Below are 20,840 nucleotides of genomic sequence, written 5' to 3' on the forward strand. Positions count from 1 at the left end.
CCGATGGGACGAAACGATCTTCGACCGTTGCCTGAGCACCGGCTTCAATCCGTTCGGCAGCGGTCCGACGCCAATCTTCCTGCGGCACCGGGACGCAGAGGCGCCGGACGCCGATGCAAAGCCGTGCATGCCACCTGACACCGAAAATGCGAGGTGCTGATGTCGAACCGCCTGCCTGACTTGGCATTTGCTGGTGCGGCCGCTGCCTTGGGCATCGGAATCCTTTTCGTTTTTCGTTCGATGTATCTTGCCGAAGACATACTGCCTTTCGCGCAGGAGATGACGCTCATCTTCCTCGGCGCTGTCGTGACGATCATTCTGACCGCGGCGCTTCTCAATCGCCAGACCGATCTCGAGCTTCGCAAGGAAGGAAGGGTCATCATCCTCCAGCAGCAATGCGACATTTACATGGCCTGTATCGAGAAGGTCGCAGAGATCGTGGAAACCGCAAGGCACGATGCGAAGCTGATCGATGAACTGCGTGTTCTCAGCCACAAGCTGGCTGTGGTCGCGAGTGCAGGGGTCGTGTCCAGCTTCGAGCAGGTACTGGAGAGCTTGCAGTCCGGTTTTGCTGACGGCACGCTCTCGGACGGGGACGGAGAGGGCGTGATGAATGCCGTCGCCGATCTCACGATAGCGATGCGGTCGGACGTCCTGCACGCTGCTGCCTTTCCTTCGCAGAACACCGAACGCGCCGTTCGCCTGAATTCGAGGCGAATGGAAAAACTCGACGATCTCGAACGTCACCTTCTCGTATCCACCGACACCCGGGAGAACTGATATGCGCGGCCATAATCGTCCACCATTCCCGCCGAAAATTCCCGGAACCGATCTGCCATCCTGGGACGTGCCGACGGCAATCATCTACCGTCCTGCCCGTTCCGCGATGACATCGGCGCCTCGGCCCAACTACTGGGTCCTGGAGTTCGAGCCGTCCCGGCCGCCGCAGATCGACCCGCTGATGGGACATACCTCCAGCGACGATCCCTATCGCCCGATCCGGCTGAAATTCCCCGACCGCGATAGCGCCGTGGACTTCGCAGAGCGGCAGGACTGGCATTATGTCGTGCGCGAGGACGCCCCGCACCGCACCGCGCCCAACCCCTGGCGGGGGCAGGAAAGGCACCGACTCTACAAGGGGGCCGATGCGCCGGGGGCCTTTCGGGTCTCCTCCGGCACGGGTCAGGGGCATTCGGACCACCGCCTGCGAAGGGCGGTCGATCAAGATGGCGCGCGGGATCTGTCCGGGACCGATGATCGCCCGCTCGATCCGGTGCTTGAGGCCGATCTCGAATCCTTCCCCGCTTCTGATCCGCCGGCCTGGACGGGCGTGACCGTCGCGGCGGGGCGGCGCAAGACGTGACGCCCCGCCTGCGGAGCTGATACTTTACCATAACCCAACCGAGGAGAGATGGAATGTCCAACGCCAAAACCATCGATAACCTGAACAAGGCGCTCAGGATGGAGATCAGCGCCACACACCAGTATCAGCTTCATGCCCATGTCCTGGAGGACTGGGGCCTTGTCGGTCTCGCCGCGCAGATGCGCGAGGAACAGACCGAGGAAGGCGGCCATTCCGACCGCTTTCTGGAGCGGATCCTGTTTCTCAAGGGTGAGCCCGAGGTGGCTTTCGACAAGCCGCCGGTTCGGGCAAAGACCCTGCGCGAGATGTTTGAAGCCGACCTCAAGGACGAGGAAGAGGCGATTGCCTTCTACAGCCAGGCGGCACGCGCCGCGGCAGAGGAAAACGACATCGGATCGCGAATGCTGTTCGAGGAAATCGTGCTCGACGAGGAAGGGCACAAGGCCTGGCTGGAGTTGCAGCTCGAGCTCATCGAAAGGCTGGGCGAGGCCAGTTACAGCCTGCGCTTCCTCGATGAGACCAAGGCCGAAGCGTGACGGCGAGGGGCAAGGCGGGCGCGCGCGCGCGCGCCTTGCTCCGCCACGACCGCCAGACACCCCGATGAACGCGGAGACTGCCACTGTTTCCCTATCTTGACAGCGTCGCACGCCGTTACCCGCCCGTCATCATATGGGCGCTCATTGCTGCGAACGTCCTCGCGTTTCTCTATCAGACAAGCCTGCCGCCGCGCGTGGTAGACAGGTTCCTTTTCGAGTTCGCGCTGGTGCCTTCGCGCTTCTTCGGACAGCTAAGCCTCATCGCCCCGTCCGGCTGGACCCCATTCCTGACCAATATCTTCCTGCACGGGGGCTGGCTTCACCTCATCTTGAACATGTGGACGCTCTGGATTTTCGGCCCCGCGGTCGAGGACCGGCTTGGGCCGGGCCGGTTCACGCTGTTCTATCTGTTCTGCGGTATCGCGGCCAGCCTGGCGCATGCCCTGGCCAACCCCGATTCCGTAATTCCCGCGCTCGGCGCATCCGGCGCGATCGCGGGCGTGATCGGCGCTTATGCGCGCATGTTTCCGGCGGCGAAGCTGGTGGTGATGGTGCCGGTTCTCTTCCTGCCGCTGTTCTTCGAGGTCCCGGCCCTTGGCTTCGCGATGATCTGGCTCGGCCTGCAGGTGATCCCCGGCATCCTGTCGCTGGGCGATCAGGCCATGGGCGGCGTCGCCTGGTGGGCGCATATCGGCGGGTTCGTCGCCGGTTGGCTCGTCACGCCATTCCTTCGAAGGCGCGCCGACGGCTATCGCAACTATTACCGCGACGAAGGCATCTACGGCTTTTTGCCCGACGGCCGACGGCAAGGAGGACAAGGTCCATGGACATAACGCAGCTTTTCTGGCTCTTCTTCATCTTCTCTGCGCTGCAACCGGTGCTTCAGCGCAGATATCTGGAGGCGATGCGCACCCGCAAGATTGCCCAGATCGAGAAGAAACGCGCGAGCCGCGTCATCTCGCTGATCCACCGGCAGGAGACCATGAACCTGCTGGGCTTTCCCCTGATGCGCTACATCGACGTCAACGATTCCGAGGAAGTCCTGCGTGCGATCCAGATGACCGACGACGAGGTGCCGCTCGATATCGTGCTGCACACGCCGGGTGGGCTGGTGCTGGCAGCAACCCAGATCGCGCGGGCCATTCAGGGCCATAAGGGAAAGGTCACCGTGTTCGTGCCGCATTACGCGATGTCGGGCGGCACCTTGATCGCGCTTGCCGCCGACGAGATCGTGATGTGCGAGCATTCCGTGCTGGGCCCCGTCGATCCGCAGCTCGGCCAGATGCCCGCCGCCTCGCTGATCAAGGTCGTCGAGGAAAAACCCATCGCCGAGATCGACGACCAGACGCTGATCATGGCCGATGTCGGTCGCAAGGCCATCGCGCAGATCGAGGCCTTCGCGAAGCGGCTTCTCTCGGACAAAATGGATGAGGCCCGGGCGGCGGATGTGGCGGCGAAACTGGCGACCGGCACCTGGACCCATGATTATCCGATCTCCGCCGATGAGGCACGCGAGCTGGGCCTGCCCGTCGGAACGGACATGCCCAAGGAAGTCCTGGAACTGATGACGCTTTACCCGCAGCCTGTGCGGCGGCAGGGCGGCGGCGTCGAATATCTGCCCGTGCCGCGAGAACGCGAGGCGCGCCGCAGCCTGTCTGGCCACTGACGTCGAGAGAACCATCCACCGCCCGGAAGACCGGGCCTGCTCAGCAAAGGAAACCAAATGACGACCGTTATCTGCCCGAACTGCAATTCCACCAACCGGGTGCCGCAAGAGCGCCTGGGCGACAATCCCAATTGCGGACGCTGCGGCGGCGCCCTCTTTCAGGGCCATCCGGTTACGCTAACGGCGGCGAATTTCGACCGCCACGCTAATGCCGACCTGCCGTTGCTCGTCGATTTCTGGGCCGAGTGGTGCGGGCCATGCAAGATGATGGCGCCCCAATTCGAAGCGGCGGCGCGCTCGCTCGAACCCCGTGTCCGCCTGGGCAAGCTCAATACGGAAGCCGAACAGCAGATCGCCGGCCGCTACGAGATCCGCGGCATTCCCACCATGATCCTCTTCAAAGGCGGCAAGGAAATCGCGCGCCAGAGCGGCGCGATGTCTGCCGTCCAGATTGCGCAATGGGCGCAATCCCGGCTCTGATGATTTTGGCTCCTGGCCTTCCCTGCGCCATGCGATTTGGATAAGTCAAATGCACAGCGTGACCGGATTTCTCGAAAGTGCGGCCCTGCTGGTCGGAGTGGCATTCGTGTTCGTCACGACGTGCTCACGGATCGGCGTGCCCAGCATCGTGGGATACATCCTGACCGGTCTGTTGATTGGGCCGCCCGGTTTCGGCCTGCTTGCTCAAAGCACCGCCCTCACCAACATCGGCGAGATTGGCGTGATACTCTTGCTGTTCGCGCTCGGCCTCGAATTCTCGTTCGAGAAGCTTGTGACGCTCAGGCATCACGTTTTCGGTGTCGGCGGCGCGCAGGTCGCGATCACGACAATACTCGCTGCGGTCGTGGGAAGTCAGGCATTCGGCCTCGCGCCCGTCGCCGCGATCCTTGTCGGCGGGGCCGTTGCCATGTCGTCCACGGCCATGTGCCTCAAGGTGCTCGCAAGCGTGAACGCTCTAGGATCGGCCCAAGGGCGCCTCGCCATTGCAGTGCTTCTGTTTCAGGATTTGGCAGCCGTCGCATTTCTGCTTCTTCACGATGCAATGAGCGGGGCCGCCGAAGGGTATGCCGTGATAACGGTCGTCGCCGGTGCAACGGCATTGGTTGCAGCTCTGTTCATTGCCCGTGGCCCGGTGCAGATACTTGCCCGTTGGGTAGCGTCGCGTGGCGATCCGGAACTTGCCCAACTCCTCGCGCTCACCATTGCACTAGGCTCTGGGATTGTCGCGGCCACCGCCGGCCTTTCTCCGGCACTCGCCGCATTTGCGGCCGGCATGATTATCGGCGAGGGCGACGCGCGCCATGCGGTCGAGAACGAGATTAGGCCCTTCCGCGATTTGTTTGTCGGGATTTTCTTTATCGGCATCGGAACACAATTGCCACTTTGCATCATTCCTTCTGCATGGCCTGTCGTGCTGATCTGGCTTGTCATTCTTCTCGTGGGCAAGACGCTGATTGTTATGGTCGTCGCCCGACTATTCGGCGAGTCGTTTCAGACCTCATTGCGCACCGGAATCATCCTGGCCCACGGAGGAGAATTCAGCCTGATGCTGCTATCGGTTTCCTCGGCGTCGGGCATTGTTGCGGAGGAATTCGCCGGCCCTATCCTACTCGCGGTTGGTGCGAGCATTGTGGTCGGAAGTCTCATGATCAGGCGGTCGGGACTGAACGCCTGAGTTTTTCGTCCACAGATGATCTCGGCAGCTGGAGCGGTTACAGTCGGGCGGCACGGTCAGGACCTTCTGCGGCGGCCGATACCTTTTCGACCCTCGATCTTTTCGGGCGCCCGTATTCCGGAACCGCTCGGCGCACCGATCCCGAAAGGATAGACGTGCGCGCCCGGATCAGACCCGCGGATGCCGCGCCGCGATCTTGCCCTGGCCCGGCGCTGTTGGATGGGAGTGGACAAAACATGGGGGTCATGCGGCGCGTTTTCTGTTTGCGACGGTCAGCCGACCATCGAGAACTGCGGCCCTTGTGACGGCTACTCGGTGAGCCCCTTTGGGCGACCACCGCATCCTTCTGCGCTTTCCCATGCGGGCATTGGCAATGTCATCGACTGATCCTTCGGCACGAGATGACGAGATGGGCAGCCCGTTACGGTACCGTCGGCCATAGTCGACAAGGGATTCCATGTTGTTCGCGAGATAGGTGTACAGTGTCCCGCATCGGGCCTGCACACGAGCGGCAGCGGTGCGGACAGCCAAAGGTTCTTCCGCAAGGCGGGTGCAATCGTGCATGAGCCCTTTCAGATAAGTTTCCGCGACCCGTGCTCTGCCATGCCACAGCCACCAGCGAAGGCTTTTCGCGGGGCGCTGGAACAGCACCGGAATTCCAGTGAATCCCGGTATCTGGACCAGACCCTGAACGGCGGCCTCGACATGTCGAATACGCATCGAGATGTGCCACCAGTCGAGGATATGCTTCACCTGGCCGTCGCCACCCATGGCATTCCGTATGAGGTTCGGGAGAGCAAGCTCGCCATCAGAGATTACCGTCAACAGACGGCCCGGCTTCCATCCAAAGTCTGACAGCTCTTCTCGCATCCGGCTGCCTGGCGATGCCGTCGCATTGGCGACCAAGCCAAATCGTCGGCACATATTGCGACTTTCAATCTTACCGACCACAAGATCCAGGTGTCGCTGCTGATACTCCGGTCGACAGCGGATATGCGCACCGTCCAGAAAAACCGTCAAACCCCCTTTGGGAAGTGCTTCAGCGGGATCGCCTGATGCCCTTCGACTTTTCTCGAGCCCCGCGGCTACTCTTCCCAACCGGTCACGCACCGTGGTGTGATGGGGCGGATGGCAGGGGAGGAAGCTTTTCATCAGCCGCGCGGCTTCGCGAAAGGAATGCCGGGACCCGAGTTCCGCATGGAGCCGCTGCAGCTCCGGGGTAGCCCGGTCAGGAAAGAAATAGGCCAGCGGAGAAATAGGTCCGCCGGGCATCGCCGCTGACCTGGCATCACACGAACAGCGGCGCAAGCGCGCGGCTTTGACCCGAACCCGCCCAAAGAGCGTGTCGAGATCGCGCGTGCGATAGTCATGAATGGCACGAACCGAGGCGCAATCCGGGCATACGCGGCTTTCTCGGATGATTTCCTCAACCTGATCGCAAAGAATTGCCCGCTGAATCTGTTCGACAACCCTCTTCCCATCCTCGAGGCGCAACCCGATCCCGTCTGGACAGGTCACCCGGTAGGGTCGTGAAATGCCGTCAAGCTGATGAGTGCGCTTCTCCCCGTTGTCGAAGGTAGTTTCGATTGTAATCCGTACGTCCATGGCAGCCCCACACGCAAAGAACTCACCTTAGCACGGGCCGCAACGACGAAGATGACCCCCATGTTTTGTCCACTCCCGAGGGCAGAAAGGACACCGCCCCCGGCAGTTTCATCGGCTGTTCACCTGGGTGTCCTTCGCGGCCACCGCACTTCTCCCGATGTGTTGCTCTGCATGACATGCTGGTCGCAGCTGTCGTCCCGTCCACAAAGGTTGTCGCCGATCTTTTTCCCCTGACCCTACGGGTCATTCCTCGCGCGCCAAAAAGACCGGCGCCTGCCCCTCTCCGCTACGCTTCGCCTTCGGTGTGGCCGGGCCTTGGCCAGCTGCAAGGTGACCATCATTGCAATGCAAACAAGGAGAAGAGCAATGACCACGAACTGCATTAAATTCACCAGCACCGACATCGAAACCGCCAAGGGCGTCGGCTCCATCTCGACCCTGACCTTCGACCTCGACATCACGGTCGAACCCGTCGCGAGCACGAACCCGATGGCCCCCACGCACCGCGTCCTCGGCCGCTCCCCGCGCGGCAAGCTGGTCGAGTGCGGCGGCATCTGGAAGAAGCAGAACAAGGAGACCGGCGCCGACTACTACACGCTGACCATCCGCGACCACGGCTTCAACGCCAACCTCGGCAAGGCCGCAAACCAGGACGATCTGTCCCTGCAGGCTGTCATCCCTTGGGGCCCCAAAGACGCCGCCTAAGCCAACGGCCAGACCGCTCCGGCGGTCTGGTTTTTTCTTGTTCCTGGGAACGACAGCGGTTTGAGTGAACGAACGAAATATGAAGCCCCGAAGCAGCCTATTGCGGGCAACATTGCGAGCTTCATAAGTCCTACACCACCCTTGCTCAGGGCAGCATGACCCCGCGGTTCTGAACGGTCACATACATCAGCGTCCAAGAATTAAGGGAACAGTGACACCCGCATAGCTGTCCTGCACGGTTACACTGTGCTCGGCATCCCGCTCGCGGAGGCCGTGAGATCAGTCTTTGTCTTGGACGAACGGCACGTGCTCAATTGGCGCGACGGATGCTGAGTTATCGGACCTGATGAATACACTCCGCGCGAAAACTCTAAAGATCGGGATGAGACACAGCATCTACATCCCAAAACCGCCGCATTGCTTCCGGAGGAACTCTTGTCAGGTTGGTTGTCGCGGCTGTCTGCGGCTAATTTCTGTCATGCGACGCTTCCTGCTCATGTCTAAATCTGATAGCGCGCCGATCGCCGGACGTGATGCAGATCGTTCAATCATCGCGGCGAGCGCGATGTCAGGCGAAGAGCGCAAGAAGCGGTGCTACGGCCTTCTGCCAGCTGTCACGCGCTTCAAGCCGGCCGATCCAGCCCGCGATTCTGGGGAATTCGTCCAGCGAAATCCCCGCTTGGTCGCGATACATGAATGTGGTCGCCAGATAGAAGTCGGCAAGGCTGAGTGCGCCTGCAATCCAATCCTTATCGTCGAGTCCGGTTTCCAGAACGGCAAGGAACTGATCGGTGGCTTTCCGTTCCGCTTCGACCACAGTAGGATCAGGATCGCCCATGCCGAATTTCTCTTTGAGGAACAGCTCAAAGGACAACTTCTGCATCGCCGGGCCTAGGTGGATGGCTTGCCACCAGGCCCACTGATCGACGAGGGCCCGCGTCTTGAGGCCATCAGGATAGAGCCCTGCCTCGGGCCGGATCCCGGCCAGATAGGCACAGATCGCCCGGGACTCCCAGAGCACGAAATTCCCGTCCTCCAAAACAGGCACCTTTGCATTTGAATTGCGGGCAAGAAATTCCGCCGCGCGGTTGTCCCCGGCACGGATGTCGACCTCGACGATTTCGAGTTCCACGCCCAGTTCGTGCGCCACCGCCCGTACACGCAGCGCATTCGGTGAGAAGTTCGCGTTGTAAAGCCTCATGACATTTTCCAGCATTATTGTTCCTGCGGCGCCTGAAGAAGCGCCGCGCGGTTAGCGGCCAGGAAATCGGCCACCGACTGTCCGGGCTTGCCGGTGAGCGATTCGAGATCGCCGCTGGCCACATCGAGATAGCCCTGCGCGATTGCTTCGTCGAAGGAGGCAAAGACCCTCGCCATGAACTCCGGCAGTCCATTTGCGATCATCGCCTGCACCAGATCCTCGGCGGGCAGGGCGACATAGGGGATTTCCTTACCCGCAATTTCGGACAAGATCGCCGCGACCTCGGCCTGGCTGACCGTCTCCGGCCCGGTGATATCGAGGGTCTCCCTTCCCGTAGCTTTCATTAGCGCCGCGGCTGCGGCACGGGCGCAATCCGCGCGTGTCACATATCCGGTCTTGCCATCTGCTGCGGCGGAGAAATGCGTGCCCATGGCGACGCTCTGCTGGCCGCCCATCAACAGAAAGTCGGTGTACATATTGTTGCGCAGGATCGTATGATCCGCCCCACTTTCCGTGATCAGCTTCTCGGTCCCTTCGTGGTCTTGAGCGAATCCGATTGGACTTTCCGCGACTGGGCCTGCGAAGGAGGTATAGACGATGTGGTCGATACCTACCGTCTTGGCCGCAGCAATCGCATTGGAATGAGCTGCGAGCCGCTTGCCCGGCTCCAGATCGTCGGTGGAGATGATGAGGAGACGCTTGCCGCCCGCGAAGGCTGCTTCAAGAGAAGCCGGGTCGTTGAAATCGCCCTCGCGCGCCTCGACTCTTTTTCCCGCCAGATCGGCAAGCTTGTCGGGAGTGCGCGAGATCGCGATGACCGGCCCGGCACCTGCCTGAACCAGCAGGTCGACCACCTGCCGGCCAAGTTGTCCGGACGCGCCGGTCACGATGAAGGGGCCGTTCTGGATGTTGGACATGGTATCTCTCTTATCTTGATGTTTCTGCAAGCGCGCTTGCGATCAATCGTGGATTTGGGTGGGGGCGGGATTCGCCAGCTTGCCGCGCGCGAAACCCCAGCTTGTGGTCAGGATTTTGATCATCACATCGACCTCTGCCTCATCGCGTGGAGCAAAGGCCATGATCGCATTGGCCGGGATGTATCCGGCCGAGGCCATCGGGTGCTGTTCGCCCCATCCCTTCGCGATGAGTTCCTCAACCGCCGCCAGCGGCAGCATCATGTGCGACGAACCGTCATAGGCGGGATGCACATGCGCAAATTCGCGTCCGATCATGAAGGCTTCGCGCGGGCCGCAGGCATGCGGCCGCGGCAGGACTAATGCCTCGGCGCCGGGGACCGAAATACCCGATCGGCAACGCTCGACGAAGGGCAGGGCGAAGGCCTTCTGCTTGAACAATGCGTGAATCTCGGCCGAGGAGTTCTGCGACACTTGCTCATGCGGGGCGCACTCGGTGGTTTCGGGGCGCGGACCCTGCCGCAAGGGAAGTTCGAAGCACATATCTGGTCCTATCCAAATCTGAACGCGCTTTCGACCGCGCCCAATACGTGATCCTCGAGGGTCTTTTCCCCCCGATCCGCAAGCGCGGCGCCGGCCACGACGTGCAATGGAATTAGATGTTCCTCGCGCGGATTGGCGTCGCGTGCGCCGGGTGCCCGATCCCAAGCAGCCAGCATGGCGCGGCGCGCCCCGGGGTCTTCATGGGTCACCGCACCCGTGAGCCATCGGTCGAAGTCGCCGCCGTTCACCGGGCCATCGGGTCCGCCCCTCATCGCCCGCATCATCTTGCCCATGTTGTGATAGGTGTTGCCGGACCCGATGATCAGAACACCTTCGTCTCGCAAGGGCGCCAACGCGCGACCAGCAGCAAGATGCGCCTCAGCGTCGAGATCGTCGCGCAGGCTCAGTTGGACGGTAGGTATGTCGGCCTCAGGCAAAGCCACCTTTAGCGGAACAAACACCCCATGATCGAAGCCACGCGTAGCGTCGGCCCGGGTTTCAAAACCCGCGCCATTCAATAGCTCGCTTGCACGGGCCGCCAGCGTAGGATCGCCTAGCGCGGGCCAGGTCAGCTGATAAGTATGGGGGGGAAACCCCTGATAGTCGAACAGCAGCGGCGGCGCGGAGTTGGTCTGCACGGTAAACACCCGTTCCTCCCAATGGCCTGAGATCACGAGAAGCGCCTTGGGCTTTGCCGGCAGGCTCGCAGGCAAAGCCTCAAGGAATCTGCGGTGCCTGTCCCAGGTGTCAGGCGGGTTCCAGTCCATGAAGAAGCAAGGGCCGCCTCCATGGGGAACAAACACTGTCGGCTGCCTTTCGGTCATTCTGTCGTCCTTTTGAACCCCAAGCCCGAGGGTGGATGGCCAGCGCCGTGGCAACTCCGCATCGGATTAATTCGTCTCTGTCGGAAACGTCGGCGCATATGCCGACTTTACCGCACGCACGCGATTGGCTGTCATCCACGAGGCGATCAGGAGCACCCAGGTCGCAAGAGCCGGTGGCCAGCCTGGATCGCCCGCGCCCACATGCGCCCCGAACGCCAACACCAGATGCCAGAACATCGCCGCGTAAGCCCAGTCCGCCAGCATCGCCGAAGGGCGCCAGAGAATCACCACCGCGCCGACAATCTTCAAAATCGCGAGCGGCCAGATGATGTATGTGGGATAGCTCAACACCTCGCGATACATGCCCGCGACCATATCGTGGGATGAGATGTAGAAAGTCGCCGCACCCAGATAGACCAGCGCCACAAGGCCGGTCGCGATCCAGTAGACATACTTTGCCACGTTGTCACTCATCACCGCACTCCCTGTTTGCAAGGGCTTGTTCAGCCGCAGTTTCCGCTCTAAGTACCTTTAGGTGTCTTGCATCGTTCGTGAAAGTAGGCACTTAAAAGTAACTAGATTACTTTAACCGCGAGGATAATCCACGATGAAGAGCGTCCAGCCCCCCTCATGCCCGATGGAGGCGCTTCTGCGTGTCATCACAGGCCCTTGGACGATCTATATACTCTGGGTTCTGTCCGAGCAGGGACCGCAGCGTTTCGGCGCGCTCAAGCGTTTGGTGCCCGGCATTTCCACCCGGGTCCTGACCGAGAGGCTGAGAATGCTGGAACATGCTGGCGTTGTATGGCGCGAGCAGGCCATGACCATCCCACCCGCTGTCACCTACGGGCTGACTGAGCGCGGCGCGGAACTGCGCGGCGTGCTGGACAAGCTTGGCTCGATCGCACGCCGCTGGGAGGCCGAGGGTGCCTTTGTCGGGACCGCAAGCGCGGCAGAATGACGGTACCCCTCCTGTTCGCGGGATAATCCCGCGCCCGAGAACAACTCAGGCAGAATCAGACCCGAAGCTCATGACGAATTGAAAACGGCGCTAGAAAAAGCCGCCAAGCGGCGCTTGGTGGGGTAGATCCGCACAGCTTTACGCTTTGCTGCTAAATCAACTTCTATCTACTATACTCACTAGACGGTACAGTAAAGCTTGTAACCGCCTAGTCCTGCCTGGGATAGAGAGAACGAGATGCCCGTGAGAAAAATGGCCGACGTCATGATTGGTGCGCGCGAGGTTTTCTTCCGATGCGGTTACGAAGGAGCCACGGTCGATGCAATTGCCGCTGAAGGAAAAGTGTCGAAGGCAACCATGTATTCGTATTACCCGACCAAGGAGCAACTGTTCCTGAGCGTGGTTGAATCCGAATGCGGTCGGCTTGCGGACGAAATCCTCCGGCCCTTGATCGCGTCTTTGGAGCCGCGCGCCCAGTTGGAAGAACTCGCCCTTCGCATGGTCGACCTCACCTTGGACGACACCTACATCCGTCTCCTGCGAACGTGCGTTGGCGCCTCCGAGGCACTGCCCGAAGTGGGTGAGGTTTATTTTCGCGCAGGCCCGAAACCTGCCCGCGAACTCGTCGGTCGGATTCTGGAGCGCCTTACGCGCGAAGGCGCGCTCGATGTCGATGACGTCCGGCGCGCGTCCGATCACTTCATACACCTTTGCGTTTCGGGGCTACTTATGCCGCGCCTTCTCGCAGTGAAACGAGCTGTCCACCGCGAGCAACATGCGCGCGAAGCGGTCGCTGCATTCCTGCGACTTTACGGTAGCGGCCACAGAGACAAATTTTCAGATTGAGCTCGCTTGCCAAATACGGGGCAGCGCATTAGCTCGCCCAATGACTTAACCGACCGGACGGTACAGGGTGACTGCACAAGTGGAAAAGCAACCGAAGAACGCCTCGCCGAAGATTCTCGGCGCTGCGCGGGCGATTGCGCTGCGAGAAGGCGCGGGAAAGATCACGATCGACGCCGTCGCTCGGGAATCCGGCCTCAGCAAGGGTGGGGTGTTGTACAACTTCCCCACCAAGAAAGCGCTTCTGGCCGGGCTGCTCGACGAAATGCTCGCGGAGCACCGCGAACGTCTGGCGTCGGTCCCGGAAGGGCACAGTTCCCGCACCCTGCGCGGTCATCTCGAGACAGTTCTGCAAGCCGTAAGCACCGATGATGACCTTTCGATGGCTATTCTCGCGGTTTCGGCGTCGGATCCGAATCTTCTGGACCCGCTGAGAAGAGAGCTGTCCCGTGATGTCGAGCGCATCCGTTCGGACGCGCAGGACGACACTGCGGCGATGGTTCTTTTTTTGGCGATCCAGGGTCTTCGTTTCCAGAGGCTTCTTCGCCTCGCGGATGGTGACGACGATCAGCAAGACGCCGCCATCGACAGATTGAAGGACATGATAAATGAGCTTGAATAGAACCAGATACTTCCGAGGAGGTGCCGCTGGATTGGTCGCCCTTCTTCTCGCCATTGTCCTTCTCGTGCAATTCAACCCGGACATCGCATCCAAGGTCTTCGCGCAGACTACGGATGAGGTTTCCGGTGCCGATGCGCAAGGGAGCGCCGAGCAAGACATGGCCCAACCGGTCACGGTCGAAGTATCGCGTGCCGAGCTTCGCGATAGCGATAGGGCGCGCAGCCTGGCAGGCCGCGTGGAGCCCGCCCGGACCGTGGATATTGCCTTTCAGGTTTCGGGTCAGCTTTCCGACCTCGCGGTAGATGCTGGGACTCGGGTCGAGAAAGGCGATTTAATTGCCGCGCTCGACCCAGTCGATTTCGAATTGGCCGTGGATCGGGCGCAGGCCTCTTTCGACCTCGCAAAATCCGAATACGATCGTGCGTTGAGTCTGACCGAGAGGGGGGTGGCGACCGACGCCCGACTTGAAACGAACCGCGCGCAGCTTGCTCAGGCAGAAGTCGCCCTGCGTGAAGCGGAGCGACGCTTGGCTCAAGCCACGATCACCGCGCCCTTCGACGCCATTGTCGCGCGCATCTTTCTGGAGGAGTTTTCGAACGTCACCCCTGCGGCTCCGATTGCCAGGTTGCAGGACATCAGTGAAATGCGGGTGCGGATTTCGCTGCCCGAGGAACTCGCCGCGATGGCACGGGCCCAGCCCGATGCATTCAGGGTAACCGCCTCTTTCCCCGCCGTGCCGGGATATGACGCAACTCTGTATCTGCGGAAATTCGTGACCGATGCAGACCCCACAGCCCAAACCTATGACGTCGAGTTTGCAATCGAGGGCGCCATCGACCCGAGATTGCTGCCCGGAATGACGGCGAATGTGCGCGTAGCCGCCGCCGCGGAGGGTGCGCAATCGCGGTTGGTAGTCGTCCCGGTCTCGGCGATCGACACGACGAGCCGGAGCGAGCCGTCCATCTGGCTGTATGACGAGGGGACCGGCCGGGTGTCCCGTAAGACGATCCGCCTGGGGCTGCCGAACGACGACGAAATCGTCGTGCTTGAGGGGCTCTCCGGAGACGAACTGGTTGTGTCCGGCGGGTGGTGGCGCCTGAAGGAAAACGAAACAGTCGCGGTTCGCGGCCTCTGAACGATCCTGGACCGGAAAACCGAAACCATGACAATGAGTATTTCCCGCGCAAGCATCCGACGTCCGGTCGCCGTTTGGCTGGCAATTATCTTTTGCCTTCTCGGCGGTTTGTGGGGGCTGAACACGGTCGGACGCCTCGAAGACCCGAGTTTCACGCTCAAGACGGCGCTCGTTTTCGTGCCCTATCCGGGCGCGACGGCGATGGAGGTGGAAGAGGAAGTCACCGATGTCGTGGAAAGCGCACTCCAACAGATGAAGCAGCTCGACCGGGTGGAATCGAAATCCATGCCGGGCATGGCCCAGATCACGGTCGAGATCGAGATGACCTATGGGCCCGACGAGATTCCGCAGGTCTGGGACGAGATGCGCCGCCGTATCCGCGACATCGAAGGAGAGCTTCCCTCCGGTGCGCAGTCTCCGATCATCAATGACGATTTCGGCGACGTCTACGGCATGTTCTACGCTGTGACGGCCGATGGGTTGAGCGCCTCGGAACAGCGAGACCTCGCGACTAAACTGCGGCGCGACCTTGTCACCGTCGACGGGGTGGCCAAGATCGAGGTTCAGGGGCTGGCTGAAGAGGAGATCATCATTTCGATCCCTTCGGCGCGCCTGACCGAACTGGGCCTGCCACCGGACCAGATCCTCGGTATCATCGCCGACGAAAACCAGGTTTTCTCCAACGGCGAGATCAGCGAAGGGCTGTCTCGGCTGGGCGTGTCCGTTCCGCCGGGTTATGTCAGCGTCGAGGGCATAGAGGCGCTGCGGCTCGGCGCCCCCGGAGAGGTCGGGCAGATTGCGCTCTACGACATCGCTCGCGTGGTCCGAGAGGAGACAGAGCGGCCGAGCCAGATCGTGCGTCACAATGGCACGCGGGCCTTCACCCTCGGGGTCTCGGCGCTCGTGGACCGCAACGTTGTCGAGGTCGGCAGATCGGTCGAGGCACGGCTGGACCAGCTGAAGACCGAATTGCCGGACGGCGTCGAGATCGTACCGATCTATGAACAGCATAAGGTCGTCGACGAAGCGGTCTCGAGCTTCCTCGTCGGCCTCGGTCAATCCGTGGCCATCGTCATCGGGGCGCTGATGCTGACCATGGGTTGGCGCGCGGGTTTGGTCGTGGGTGCCACGCCGGGCCTCACGGTTTTTTCCACACTGTTTTTCATGTCTGTCTTCGGCATCGAGATGGAACGGATCAGTCTCGGGGCTTTGATCATCGCCATGGGCATGCTGGTCGACAATGCCATCGTGATCGCCGAAGGCATGCTGATTGGCATGGCGCGGGGCAAGTCCGCCGAAGACGCCGCCGCCGATACAGAGACCGCGACAGGGTTTCCCCTGCTTGGGGCCACCGTGATCGGGATCATGGCGTTTTCGGGCATTGGGCTATCGCCAGACGCCACCGGAGAATTCCTGTTCTCGCTTTTCGCGGTTATCGCGATTTCGTTGCTGATGAGCTGGATCCTCGCCGTAACCGTTACACCCTATCTTGGGAAGCTCCTTCTGAAGGCGCCAAGAGACACCTCCAAGGACCCCTATCGCGGCTTAGTCTATTCGGCTTATCGCGGTTTCCTCTGGATGGCGCTGCGCGCCCGCGTGCTCGTAGTCCTGACGGTCGTCGGAATCACGGTCTGGTCGGTCATGGCCTTCGGCCAAGTCAAGCAGGCTTTCTTTCCGGCGTCGAACACCCCGATATTCTACGTCGAATTCCAGATGCCACAGGGCACGGACATTCGAGCCACGAATGAAGAAATGGCCCGGCTCGAGGCGATCATCTTAGGCGAGGAGATAGTGACGGACGTTACAACGCTTGTCGGGCGAGGGGCCAGCCGCTTCATGCTGACCTACAACCCTGAGCAGGCCGATGCGAGCTACGGTCAGCTGATCGTGCGTGCGACCGATGCCACACTCATCCCCGATGTTGCGGCGCGTCTCAATCGCGAACTGCCGGCGCAATTCCCCAATGCTCTTATCCGCGTCGAGGAGATCGTCTTCGGTCCGCCTGCCGGGGCCGATGTCGCCGTTCGCTTTTCGGGACCCGATCCGGTAGTCCTCCGGCAGCTATCGGATAACGCGCTTGCGATCTTCGACGAGGCCGGCACGATCACAAACCCGCGCACAGACTGGCGACAGCGCGAAATTCTCGTCGAACCCATCGTCGACGAGGCTCGCATGCGGTTGGCCGGTGCGACTCGCGGATCGATTTCCGACACCGTGCAATACGGGACCTCGGGCCTGCGGGTCGGCACCCTGCGCGAAGGCGATGCCGAAATCCCTATGTATCTGCGGCTTCCCGAGGTCGAGCGCGACGGGCTGGATCGTTTGCGCGATCTCTCCGTCTGGTCGCCGGGTGCAAATGGCTATGTGCCGATGGCCAACCTCGTCTCCGGCTTTGAGCCCCGCCTCGTCGAGGCCCTTATCCACCGCCGCGACCGTGAGCGTACGATAACGGTCCTCGGCGGTGCAGGCGGCGACCTGACAGCAGATGAGGCCTTTCGCAGTGTCCGCTCTGATATCGAAGCCATTCGGCTTCCCGAAGGCTACACGATGGAATGGGGTGGCGAGTTCGAAAGCGCGGGAGAAGCGCAGGCAAGTCTCGGCAAACAGCTTCCCTTGGGCTTTCTGGTAATGCTGACAATTTCGATCCTGATGTTCAACAAAGTGCGCCAGCCACTGATCCTGTGGCTCGTGGTTCCGATGTCGGTCACGGGGATGGTTCTTGGTCTGCTGTTCACTGGGCTACCGTTCACGTTCACGGCGCTTCTCGGCTTCTTGTCCCTTTCCGGGATGCTGATGAAGAATGCCATTGTGCTGGTGGAAGAAATCGATCAGCAACGCGCCGAAGGTGTCGAGGACTATCAGGCGGTAATCGATGGCTCGGTCAGCCGTTTGAGGCCCGTCGTGCTGGCTGCGGGCACAACGATTTTCGGTATGACTCCGCTCATATCAGACGCCTTCTTCGCATCGATGGCTGTCACAATCATGGGTGGCCTCGCGTTCGCCTCGATCCTGACACTGGTCGCGGTGCCGGTATTGTATGCGCTGTTCTTCTTGATCAAGCCGCCTAAACAAGAAAACGCTCCTTCAGGTTCCCCAGCGACAGCCTGAACGCAGATGCAGTTATAAGCGTTTCTCTGAGCGCCCTCGACCCGTCTTAAGGACGGTGTAGGCATGTTCCGTCGCCTCAAGCGCGCCTTCGAGAAAACCGCCGAATGTCGGAGCCACTTCGGTGCCGCCAAAGACGAGCGCTTCGTCCCACAGGCCTGAAAGAACGCACGGCAGGCCATAGTTCGGGTGGGCAAAAAAGACAGCGAAACTGCGGCTGGCAGCACGCCAGGCGCACTCCCGCTCCATGGTCTAGGCCTTCAAGGCATGGACCGAGGCCCAACTGCTACGCATTCCCGGCAAGGACGGTCTCGCGAAGGCCTTCCGCTATGGTCTCAGCTGCTGGCCGTCATTCGAGCTCTTCCTTGGAGATGGCCGCGTCGGCATCGACGACACCACCGCCGAGCGCGTCATGCGCCCGATCAGCATCGGGCGAAAAAACTGACTTTTTGCAGGCTCCGACAGCGGTGGCGAAACGCTGTCCCGGGCGATCTCCCTTGTCGAGACAGCCAAGATGAACGGCCACGATCGGCAAGCCTGGCTGGCCGAAATCCTCGACCGCATCCACAATCACATGACCAACCCGCTCAACGAACTGCTTTCATGGAACTGGACGCCGATAAACTGATCCGCGGTAACAACCGGGCGGTTACGTTTTTGGGGAAGTGATTACCTTTGAATCTTGAGGTCCGACTTCGCCTTTGCTAGGAATCGAACAACCATTAGAAAATTAGCAAAGTCGAAAGTGCAGATGTCTGGACCCCTTGATCAACTGAAGATTATAGAACTTGGTCACGTAATTGCCGGACCACTTGCGGCAGCTTTACTCTCGGATTTTGGTGCAGATGTCATCAAGATCGAAGCCCCCAACCGGACGGATATGATGCGCGACCTTGGACCCAAGGCAGAGGATGGGGTGGGCGTCTGGTGGAAGACTTTGGGCCGTAACAAGAAAACACTAGGCCTGGACTGGAAGTCCGACGAGGGCCGGGACATCCTGCGAAAGTTGGTCGAAGATGCCGACGTGCTGATCGAAAATTTCCGACCGGGTGTGCTGGAACGTGCCGGTGTTGGGCCAGACGTCTTGCACGATTGGAACCCGGACTTGGTTGTCTTGCGGGTTTCAGGTTACGGACAGGACGGTCCGATGCGCGACGTGCCAGCGTTTGGGCGTGCTGCGGAGGCCATGAGTGGATTAGCGCATCTGACCGGTTTTCCCGACGGGCCGCCGATGCACCCCGGCTTTCCGGCGGCCGACAGCACGACAGGGCTGATGGGCGCTTTGGGAATCATGATCGCGCTATTTGCTCGCGAAAAGGGCATTGCACGCGGTCAGGTCGTCGATCTTGCGGTGTTCGAGGCGTTGCTTCGGTTGATGGACTATCCTGTTCCCGCATTGACGGGCGCGAACCTCTCGCCGCGGCGCAATGGGCTGCGCCAGCCGATGGACTTTGCTCCGGGGGGGATGTTCCGAACGTCCGATGGGGTGTGGCTGACCGTTTCCGCAGGGAGCGCGGAAACCGCGCACCGACTGTTGCGGGCAGTCGGCGGGGACGCCCTTGCCGATGATCCGCGGTTTGCGACACTCGGCGAGATGTCGCAGCACATGACGGTGGTCTTTGACGCGATCAATGATTTCGTCACGCAGCACACGGCTAAGGAAGTGGAGGCGGTATTCGCCCGCCATGATGCCGTTGCCTCGCGTGTGTTGAGTGTCGAGGAAATCGCGACGAACGAGCAGATACGCCATCGCGGGGATATCGTGTCGGTCGCTGGCGAACAGACTCAGGTCATTGGTCCGGTCCCTCATCTCAGCGCGACGCCCGGTCAGCTTCGTTGGCTGGGACGACCGCCTGGCGCAGACAGCCAAAGCATTCTGCGTGATCTTGGTTTTGACGATGAGCGGATCGCTGCCCTATGTGAGGCTGGGCTCGTAAGATTGGAAAGAGGGCGCGCGCTATGACATTTCGATTGACCGCCGACCAACAAGAGATTCGCGACCAGGTTCTGCGGATTTGCGCAAGGTTCGACGACGACTATTGGCTGGATCGGGATCGCAACGGTGGTTTTCCCCATGAACTGCACAGGGCAATGGCCGATGGCGCCTGGCTGGGTATCGCCATGCCAGAAGCTGTCGGCGGCGCTGGTCTGGGGATCACCGAGGCGACCATAATGATGCAGGCAATCGCCGAGTCGGGGGCCGGCGCAAGCGGAGCCTCGGCCATCCACATGAACATTTTCGGGCTCAACCCGGTGGTGAAGTTTGGGACCGATGAGCAGCGCGCGCGTATGCTTGGCCCTCTAATAGCAGGCGATGAAAAGGCCTGTTTCGCCGTGACCGAACCGACGACGGGGCTGGATACCACAAAGCTGAAGACCATGGCGGTGCGGCGGGGGGACAGATATGTCGTGCACGGACAAAAAGTCTGGATTTCTACCGCGCAGGTGGCAGACAAGATGTTGCTTCTGGCCAGAACAACGCGGCTTGAGGATGTGAGCAGCCCGACCGAAGGGCTGAGCCTGTTCTATACAGATCTCGACCGAAATTTCGTTGACGTGCGAGAGATCGAAAAGATGGGTCGAAAGGCTGTCGATTCGAACGAAGTCTTCATCGATGGATTGCCGATTCCGGCTGAGGACCTGATCGGGGAGGAGGGCAAAGGCTTTAGGCAAATTTTGCACGGGTTGAATCCCGAACGCATCCTGGTGGCCGGTGAATGCATCGGTATTGCGCGCAACGCACTGGCGCGAGCGGCGCATTATGCAAACGAACGTGTGATTTTTGACCGCCCGATCGGCCAAAATCAGGGTGTTCAGCATCCACTCGCCAAAGCCTGGGCGCGAGTGGAATCTGCCAATCTCATGGTGATGCACGCTGCAGCCCTCTACGATGCGGGAGAACCCTGCGGCGTCGAGGCGAACGCCGCCAAGCTTTTGGCCGCCGACGCCGCGGTCGAGGCGACCGAAGCCGCGCAAATTACGTTTGGCGGATTCGGATATGCTAAGGAATATCACGTGGAGCGACTGGTACGTGAAGCTCTGCTGTTCCGCATCGTACCGGTGACACCGCAGATGCTTCTGTCGTTCATAGCAGAAAAAGCCCTTGGACTTCCAAAGTCTTACTGATCGGAGATAACGGGCG

22 protein-coding genes and 1 pseudogene are annotated in these 20,840 nt (G+C 60.8%); 16 read left to right on the plus strand and 7 right to left on the minus strand.

Translation table 11 applies throughout. The features are described from left to right. The first annotated feature begins 159 nt into the window (after nt 1–159). From AC13C8_RS02575 to AC13C8_RS02605, 7 genes are all read left to right on the plus strand, one after another. On the plus strand, nt 160–780 hold the full coding sequence (locus AC13C8_RS02575) for a hypothetical protein (RefSeq protein ID WP_078530852.1): 621 nt from the start codon (nt 160–162) through the stop codon (nt 778–780). A gap of 1 nt (nt 781) precedes the next feature. Next, the gene (locus AC13C8_RS02580) at nt 782–1,363 is read left to right on the plus strand and encodes an NADH dehydrogenase ubiquinone Fe-S protein 4 (RefSeq protein WP_078530853.1); all 582 of its coding nucleotides are present in this window, start codon (nt 782–784) and stop codon (nt 1,361–1,363) included. A 53-nt stretch (nt 1,364–1,416) separates the two neighbouring features. Then, complete coding sequence (locus AC13C8_RS02585) at nt 1,417–1,899, plus strand: bacterioferritin (RefSeq protein ID WP_078530854.1); 483 nt, start codon at nt 1,417–1,419, stop codon at nt 1,897–1,899. Nucleotides 1,900–2,093: 194 nt separating this feature from the next. Continuing rightward, a complete protein-coding gene (locus AC13C8_RS02590) occupies nt 2,094–2,732 on the plus strand; it encodes a rhomboid family intramembrane serine protease (protein WP_482846334.1) in 639 nt (212 codons plus the stop codon). Further along, nucleotides 2,723–3,565 (plus strand): SDH family Clp fold serine proteinase, encoded by an 843-nt coding sequence (locus AC13C8_RS02595; protein ID WP_482846335.1) that lies wholly within the window; start codon nt 2,723–2,725, stop codon nt 3,563–3,565. Before AC13C8_RS02590 ends, AC13C8_RS02595 begins: the two co-directional genes overlap by 10 nt. Before the next feature lie 57 nt (nt 3,566–3,622). After that, nucleotides 3,623–4,045, plus strand: a complete 423-nt coding sequence (trxC, locus tag AC13C8_RS02600; RefSeq protein WP_482846336.1) for a thioredoxin TrxC — start codon at nt 3,623–3,625, stop codon at nt 4,043–4,045. Nucleotides 4,046–4,094: 49 nt separating this feature from the next. Continuing rightward, on the plus strand, nt 4,095–5,240 hold the full coding sequence (locus tag AC13C8_RS02605) for a cation:proton antiporter domain-containing protein (protein ID WP_482846337.1): 1,146 nt from the start codon (nt 4,095–4,097) through the stop codon (nt 5,238–5,240). Between the two features lie 243 nt (nt 5,241–5,483). Here AC13C8_RS02605 and AC13C8_RS02610 read toward each other — a convergent pair whose 3' ends face one another. Next, on the minus strand, nt 5,484–6,845 hold the full coding sequence (locus tag AC13C8_RS02610) for an ISKra4 family transposase (RefSeq protein WP_040182552.1): 1,362 nt from the start codon (nt 6,843–6,845) through the stop codon (nt 5,484–5,486). A gap of 366 nt (nt 6,846–7,211) precedes the next feature. On the opposite strand from AC13C8_RS02610, the gene AC13C8_RS02615 reads away from it, so the two are divergent. Next, nucleotides 7,212–7,550: a DUF736 domain-containing protein gene (locus AC13C8_RS02615; protein WP_065331505.1), complete on the plus strand. Its 339-nt coding sequence runs from the start codon at nt 7,212–7,214 to the stop codon at nt 7,548–7,550. Between the two features lie 568 nt (nt 7,551–8,118). Here AC13C8_RS02615 and AC13C8_RS02620 read toward each other — a convergent pair. From AC13C8_RS02620 to AC13C8_RS02640, 5 genes are all read right to left on the minus strand, one after another. Further along, entirely contained in the window at nt 8,119–8,766 is a 648-nt protein-coding gene (locus AC13C8_RS02620) for a glutathione S-transferase family protein (RefSeq protein WP_051372683.1), read from the minus strand. Continuing rightward, a complete protein-coding gene (locus tag AC13C8_RS02625) occupies nt 8,766–9,668 on the minus strand; it encodes an SDR family oxidoreductase (RefSeq protein WP_152467180.1) in 903 nt (300 codons plus the stop codon). The genes AC13C8_RS02620 and AC13C8_RS02625 overlap by 1 nt, the downstream gene beginning before the upstream one ends. 42 nt (nt 9,669–9,710) lie before the next feature. Further along, nucleotides 9,711–10,208: a luciferase domain-containing protein gene (locus AC13C8_RS02630; RefSeq protein WP_036051542.1), complete on the minus strand. Its 498-nt coding sequence runs from the start codon at nt 10,206–10,208 to the stop codon at nt 9,711–9,713. 8 nt (nt 10,209–10,216) lie between these two features. After that, complete coding sequence (locus AC13C8_RS02635; RefSeq protein ID WP_136340168.1) at nt 10,217–11,032, minus strand: DODA-type extradiol aromatic ring-opening family dioxygenase; 816 nt, start codon at nt 11,030–11,032, stop codon at nt 10,217–10,219. 66 nt (nt 11,033–11,098) lie between these two features. Next, a complete protein-coding gene (locus tag AC13C8_RS02640) occupies nt 11,099–11,506 on the minus strand; it encodes a DoxX family protein (protein ID WP_043753122.1) in 408 nt (135 codons plus the stop codon). 133 nt (nt 11,507–11,639) lie between these two features. On the opposite strand from AC13C8_RS02640, the gene AC13C8_RS02645 reads away from it, so the two are divergent. The 5 genes from AC13C8_RS02645 (at nt 11,640) to AC13C8_RS02665 (ending at nt 17,701) form a co-directional block, all read left to right on the plus strand. Next, nucleotides 11,640–11,993, plus strand: a complete 354-nt coding sequence (locus AC13C8_RS02645) for a winged helix-turn-helix transcriptional regulator (protein WP_229737775.1) — start codon at nt 11,640–11,642, stop codon at nt 11,991–11,993. A gap of 252 nt (nt 11,994–12,245) precedes the next feature. Continuing rightward, nucleotides 12,246–12,839, plus strand: a complete 594-nt coding sequence (locus AC13C8_RS02650) for a TetR/AcrR family transcriptional regulator (RefSeq protein ID WP_234163373.1) — start codon at nt 12,246–12,248, stop codon at nt 12,837–12,839. A gap of 67 nt (nt 12,840–12,906) precedes the next feature. After that, nucleotides 12,907–13,458: a TetR/AcrR family transcriptional regulator gene (locus tag AC13C8_RS02655; protein ID WP_234163372.1), complete on the plus strand. Its 552-nt coding sequence runs from the start codon at nt 12,907–12,909 to the stop codon at nt 13,456–13,458. Beyond that, nucleotides 13,445–14,593, plus strand: a complete 1,149-nt coding sequence (locus tag AC13C8_RS02660; protein ID WP_152467181.1) for an efflux RND transporter periplasmic adaptor subunit — start codon at nt 13,445–13,447, stop codon at nt 14,591–14,593. The genes AC13C8_RS02655 and AC13C8_RS02660 overlap by 14 nt, the downstream gene beginning before the upstream one ends. Before the next feature lie 27 nt (nt 14,594–14,620). Further along, a complete protein-coding gene (locus tag AC13C8_RS02665) occupies nt 14,621–17,701 on the plus strand; it encodes an efflux RND transporter permease subunit (RefSeq protein ID WP_482846338.1) in 3,081 nt (1,026 codons plus the stop codon). A gap of 12 nt (nt 17,702–17,713) precedes the next feature. Here the strand turns inward: AC13C8_RS02665 and AC13C8_RS02670 are convergent, their stop codons facing one another. Beyond that, nucleotides 17,714–17,947: a hypothetical protein gene (locus AC13C8_RS02670; RefSeq protein ID WP_336246031.1), complete on the minus strand. Its 234-nt coding sequence runs from the start codon at nt 17,945–17,947 to the stop codon at nt 17,714–17,716. On the opposite strand from AC13C8_RS02670, the pseudogene AC13C8_RS02675 reads away from it, so the two are divergent. From AC13C8_RS02675 to AC13C8_RS02685, 3 genes and pseudogenes are all read left to right on the plus strand, one after another. Next, nucleotides 17,904–18,326 (plus strand): annotated as a pseudogene (locus AC13C8_RS02675) (IS66 family transposase); the annotation flags it as partial. The gene AC13C8_RS02670 and the pseudogene AC13C8_RS02675 overlap by 44 nt on opposite strands. Before the next feature lie 123 nt (nt 18,327–18,449). Continuing rightward, on the plus strand, nt 18,450–19,661 hold the full coding sequence (locus AC13C8_RS02680; protein ID WP_152467184.1) for a CaiB/BaiF CoA transferase family protein: 1,212 nt from the start codon (nt 18,450–18,452) through the stop codon (nt 19,659–19,661). An 8-nt stretch (nt 19,662–19,669) separates the two neighbouring features. After that, a complete protein-coding gene (locus AC13C8_RS02685) occupies nt 19,670–20,824 on the plus strand; it encodes an acyl-CoA dehydrogenase family protein (protein ID WP_152467207.1) in 1,155 nt (384 codons plus the stop codon). Nucleotides 20,825–20,840: the final 16 nt, after the last annotated feature.

It is taken from the genome of Aliiroseovarius sp. B-4 (assembly GCF_056857795.1).

Bases quoted from the DNA above. Each gene is read 5' to 3' on its own strand.
- AC13C8_RS02660 (WP_152467181.1), top strand. From the start codon at position 13,445: ATGAGCTTGAATAGAACCAGATACTTCCGAGGAGGTGCCGCTGGATTG.
- AC13C8_RS02595 (WP_482846335.1), top strand. From the start codon at position 2,723: ATGGACATAACGCAGCTTTTCTGGCTCTTCTTCATCTTCTCTGCGCTG.
- AC13C8_RS02630 (WP_036051542.1), bottom strand. From the start codon at position 10,208: ATGTGCTTCGAACTTCCCTTGCGGCAGGGTCCGCGCCCCGAAACCACC.
- AC13C8_RS02625 (WP_152467180.1), bottom strand. From the start codon at position 9,668: ATGTCCAACATCCAGAACGGCCCCTTCATCGTGACCGGCGCGTCCGGA.
- AC13C8_RS02680 (WP_152467184.1), top strand. From the start codon at position 18,450: ATGTCTGGACCCCTTGATCAACTGAAGATTATAGAACTTGGTCACGTA.
- AC13C8_RS02665 (WP_482846338.1), top strand. From the start codon at position 14,621: ATGACAATGAGTATTTCCCGCGCAAGCATCCGACGTCCGGTCGCCGTT.
- AC13C8_RS02610 (WP_040182552.1), bottom strand. From the start codon at position 6,845: ATGGACGTACGGATTACAATCGAAACTACCTTCGACAACGGGGAGAAG.
- AC13C8_RS02585 (WP_078530854.1), top strand. From the start codon at position 1,417: ATGTCCAACGCCAAAACCATCGATAACCTGAACAAGGCGCTCAGGATG.
- AC13C8_RS02640 (WP_043753122.1), bottom strand. From the start codon at position 11,506: ATGAGTGACAACGTGGCAAAGTATGTCTACTGGATCGCGACCGGCCTT.
- AC13C8_RS02580 (WP_078530853.1), top strand. From the start codon at position 782: ATGCGCGGCCATAATCGTCCACCATTCCCGCCGAAAATTCCCGGAACC.
- AC13C8_RS02575 (WP_078530852.1), top strand. From the start codon at position 160: ATGTCGAACCGCCTGCCTGACTTGGCATTTGCTGGTGCGGCCGCTGCC.
- trxC (WP_482846336.1), top strand. From the start codon at position 3,623: ATGACGACCGTTATCTGCCCGAACTGCAATTCCACCAACCGGGTGCCG.
- AC13C8_RS02620 (WP_051372683.1), bottom strand. From the start codon at position 8,766: ATGCTGGAAAATGTCATGAGGCTTTACAACGCGAACTTCTCACCGAAT.
- AC13C8_RS02650 (WP_234163373.1), top strand. From the start codon at position 12,246: ATGGCCGACGTCATGATTGGTGCGCGCGAGGTTTTCTTCCGATGCGGT.
- AC13C8_RS02645 (WP_229737775.1), top strand. From the start codon at position 11,640: ATGAAGAGCGTCCAGCCCCCCTCATGCCCGATGGAGGCGCTTCTGCGT.
- AC13C8_RS02615 (WP_065331505.1), top strand. From the start codon at position 7,212: ATGACCACGAACTGCATTAAATTCACCAGCACCGACATCGAAACCGCC.
- AC13C8_RS02635 (WP_136340168.1), bottom strand. From the start codon at position 11,032: ATGACCGAAAGGCAGCCGACAGTGTTTGTTCCCCATGGAGGCGGCCCT.
- AC13C8_RS02670 (WP_336246031.1), bottom strand. From the start codon at position 17,947: ATGGAGCGGGAGTGCGCCTGGCGTGCTGCCAGCCGCAGTTTCGCTGTC.
- AC13C8_RS02605 (WP_482846337.1), top strand. From the start codon at position 4,095: ATGCACAGCGTGACCGGATTTCTCGAAAGTGCGGCCCTGCTGGTCGGA.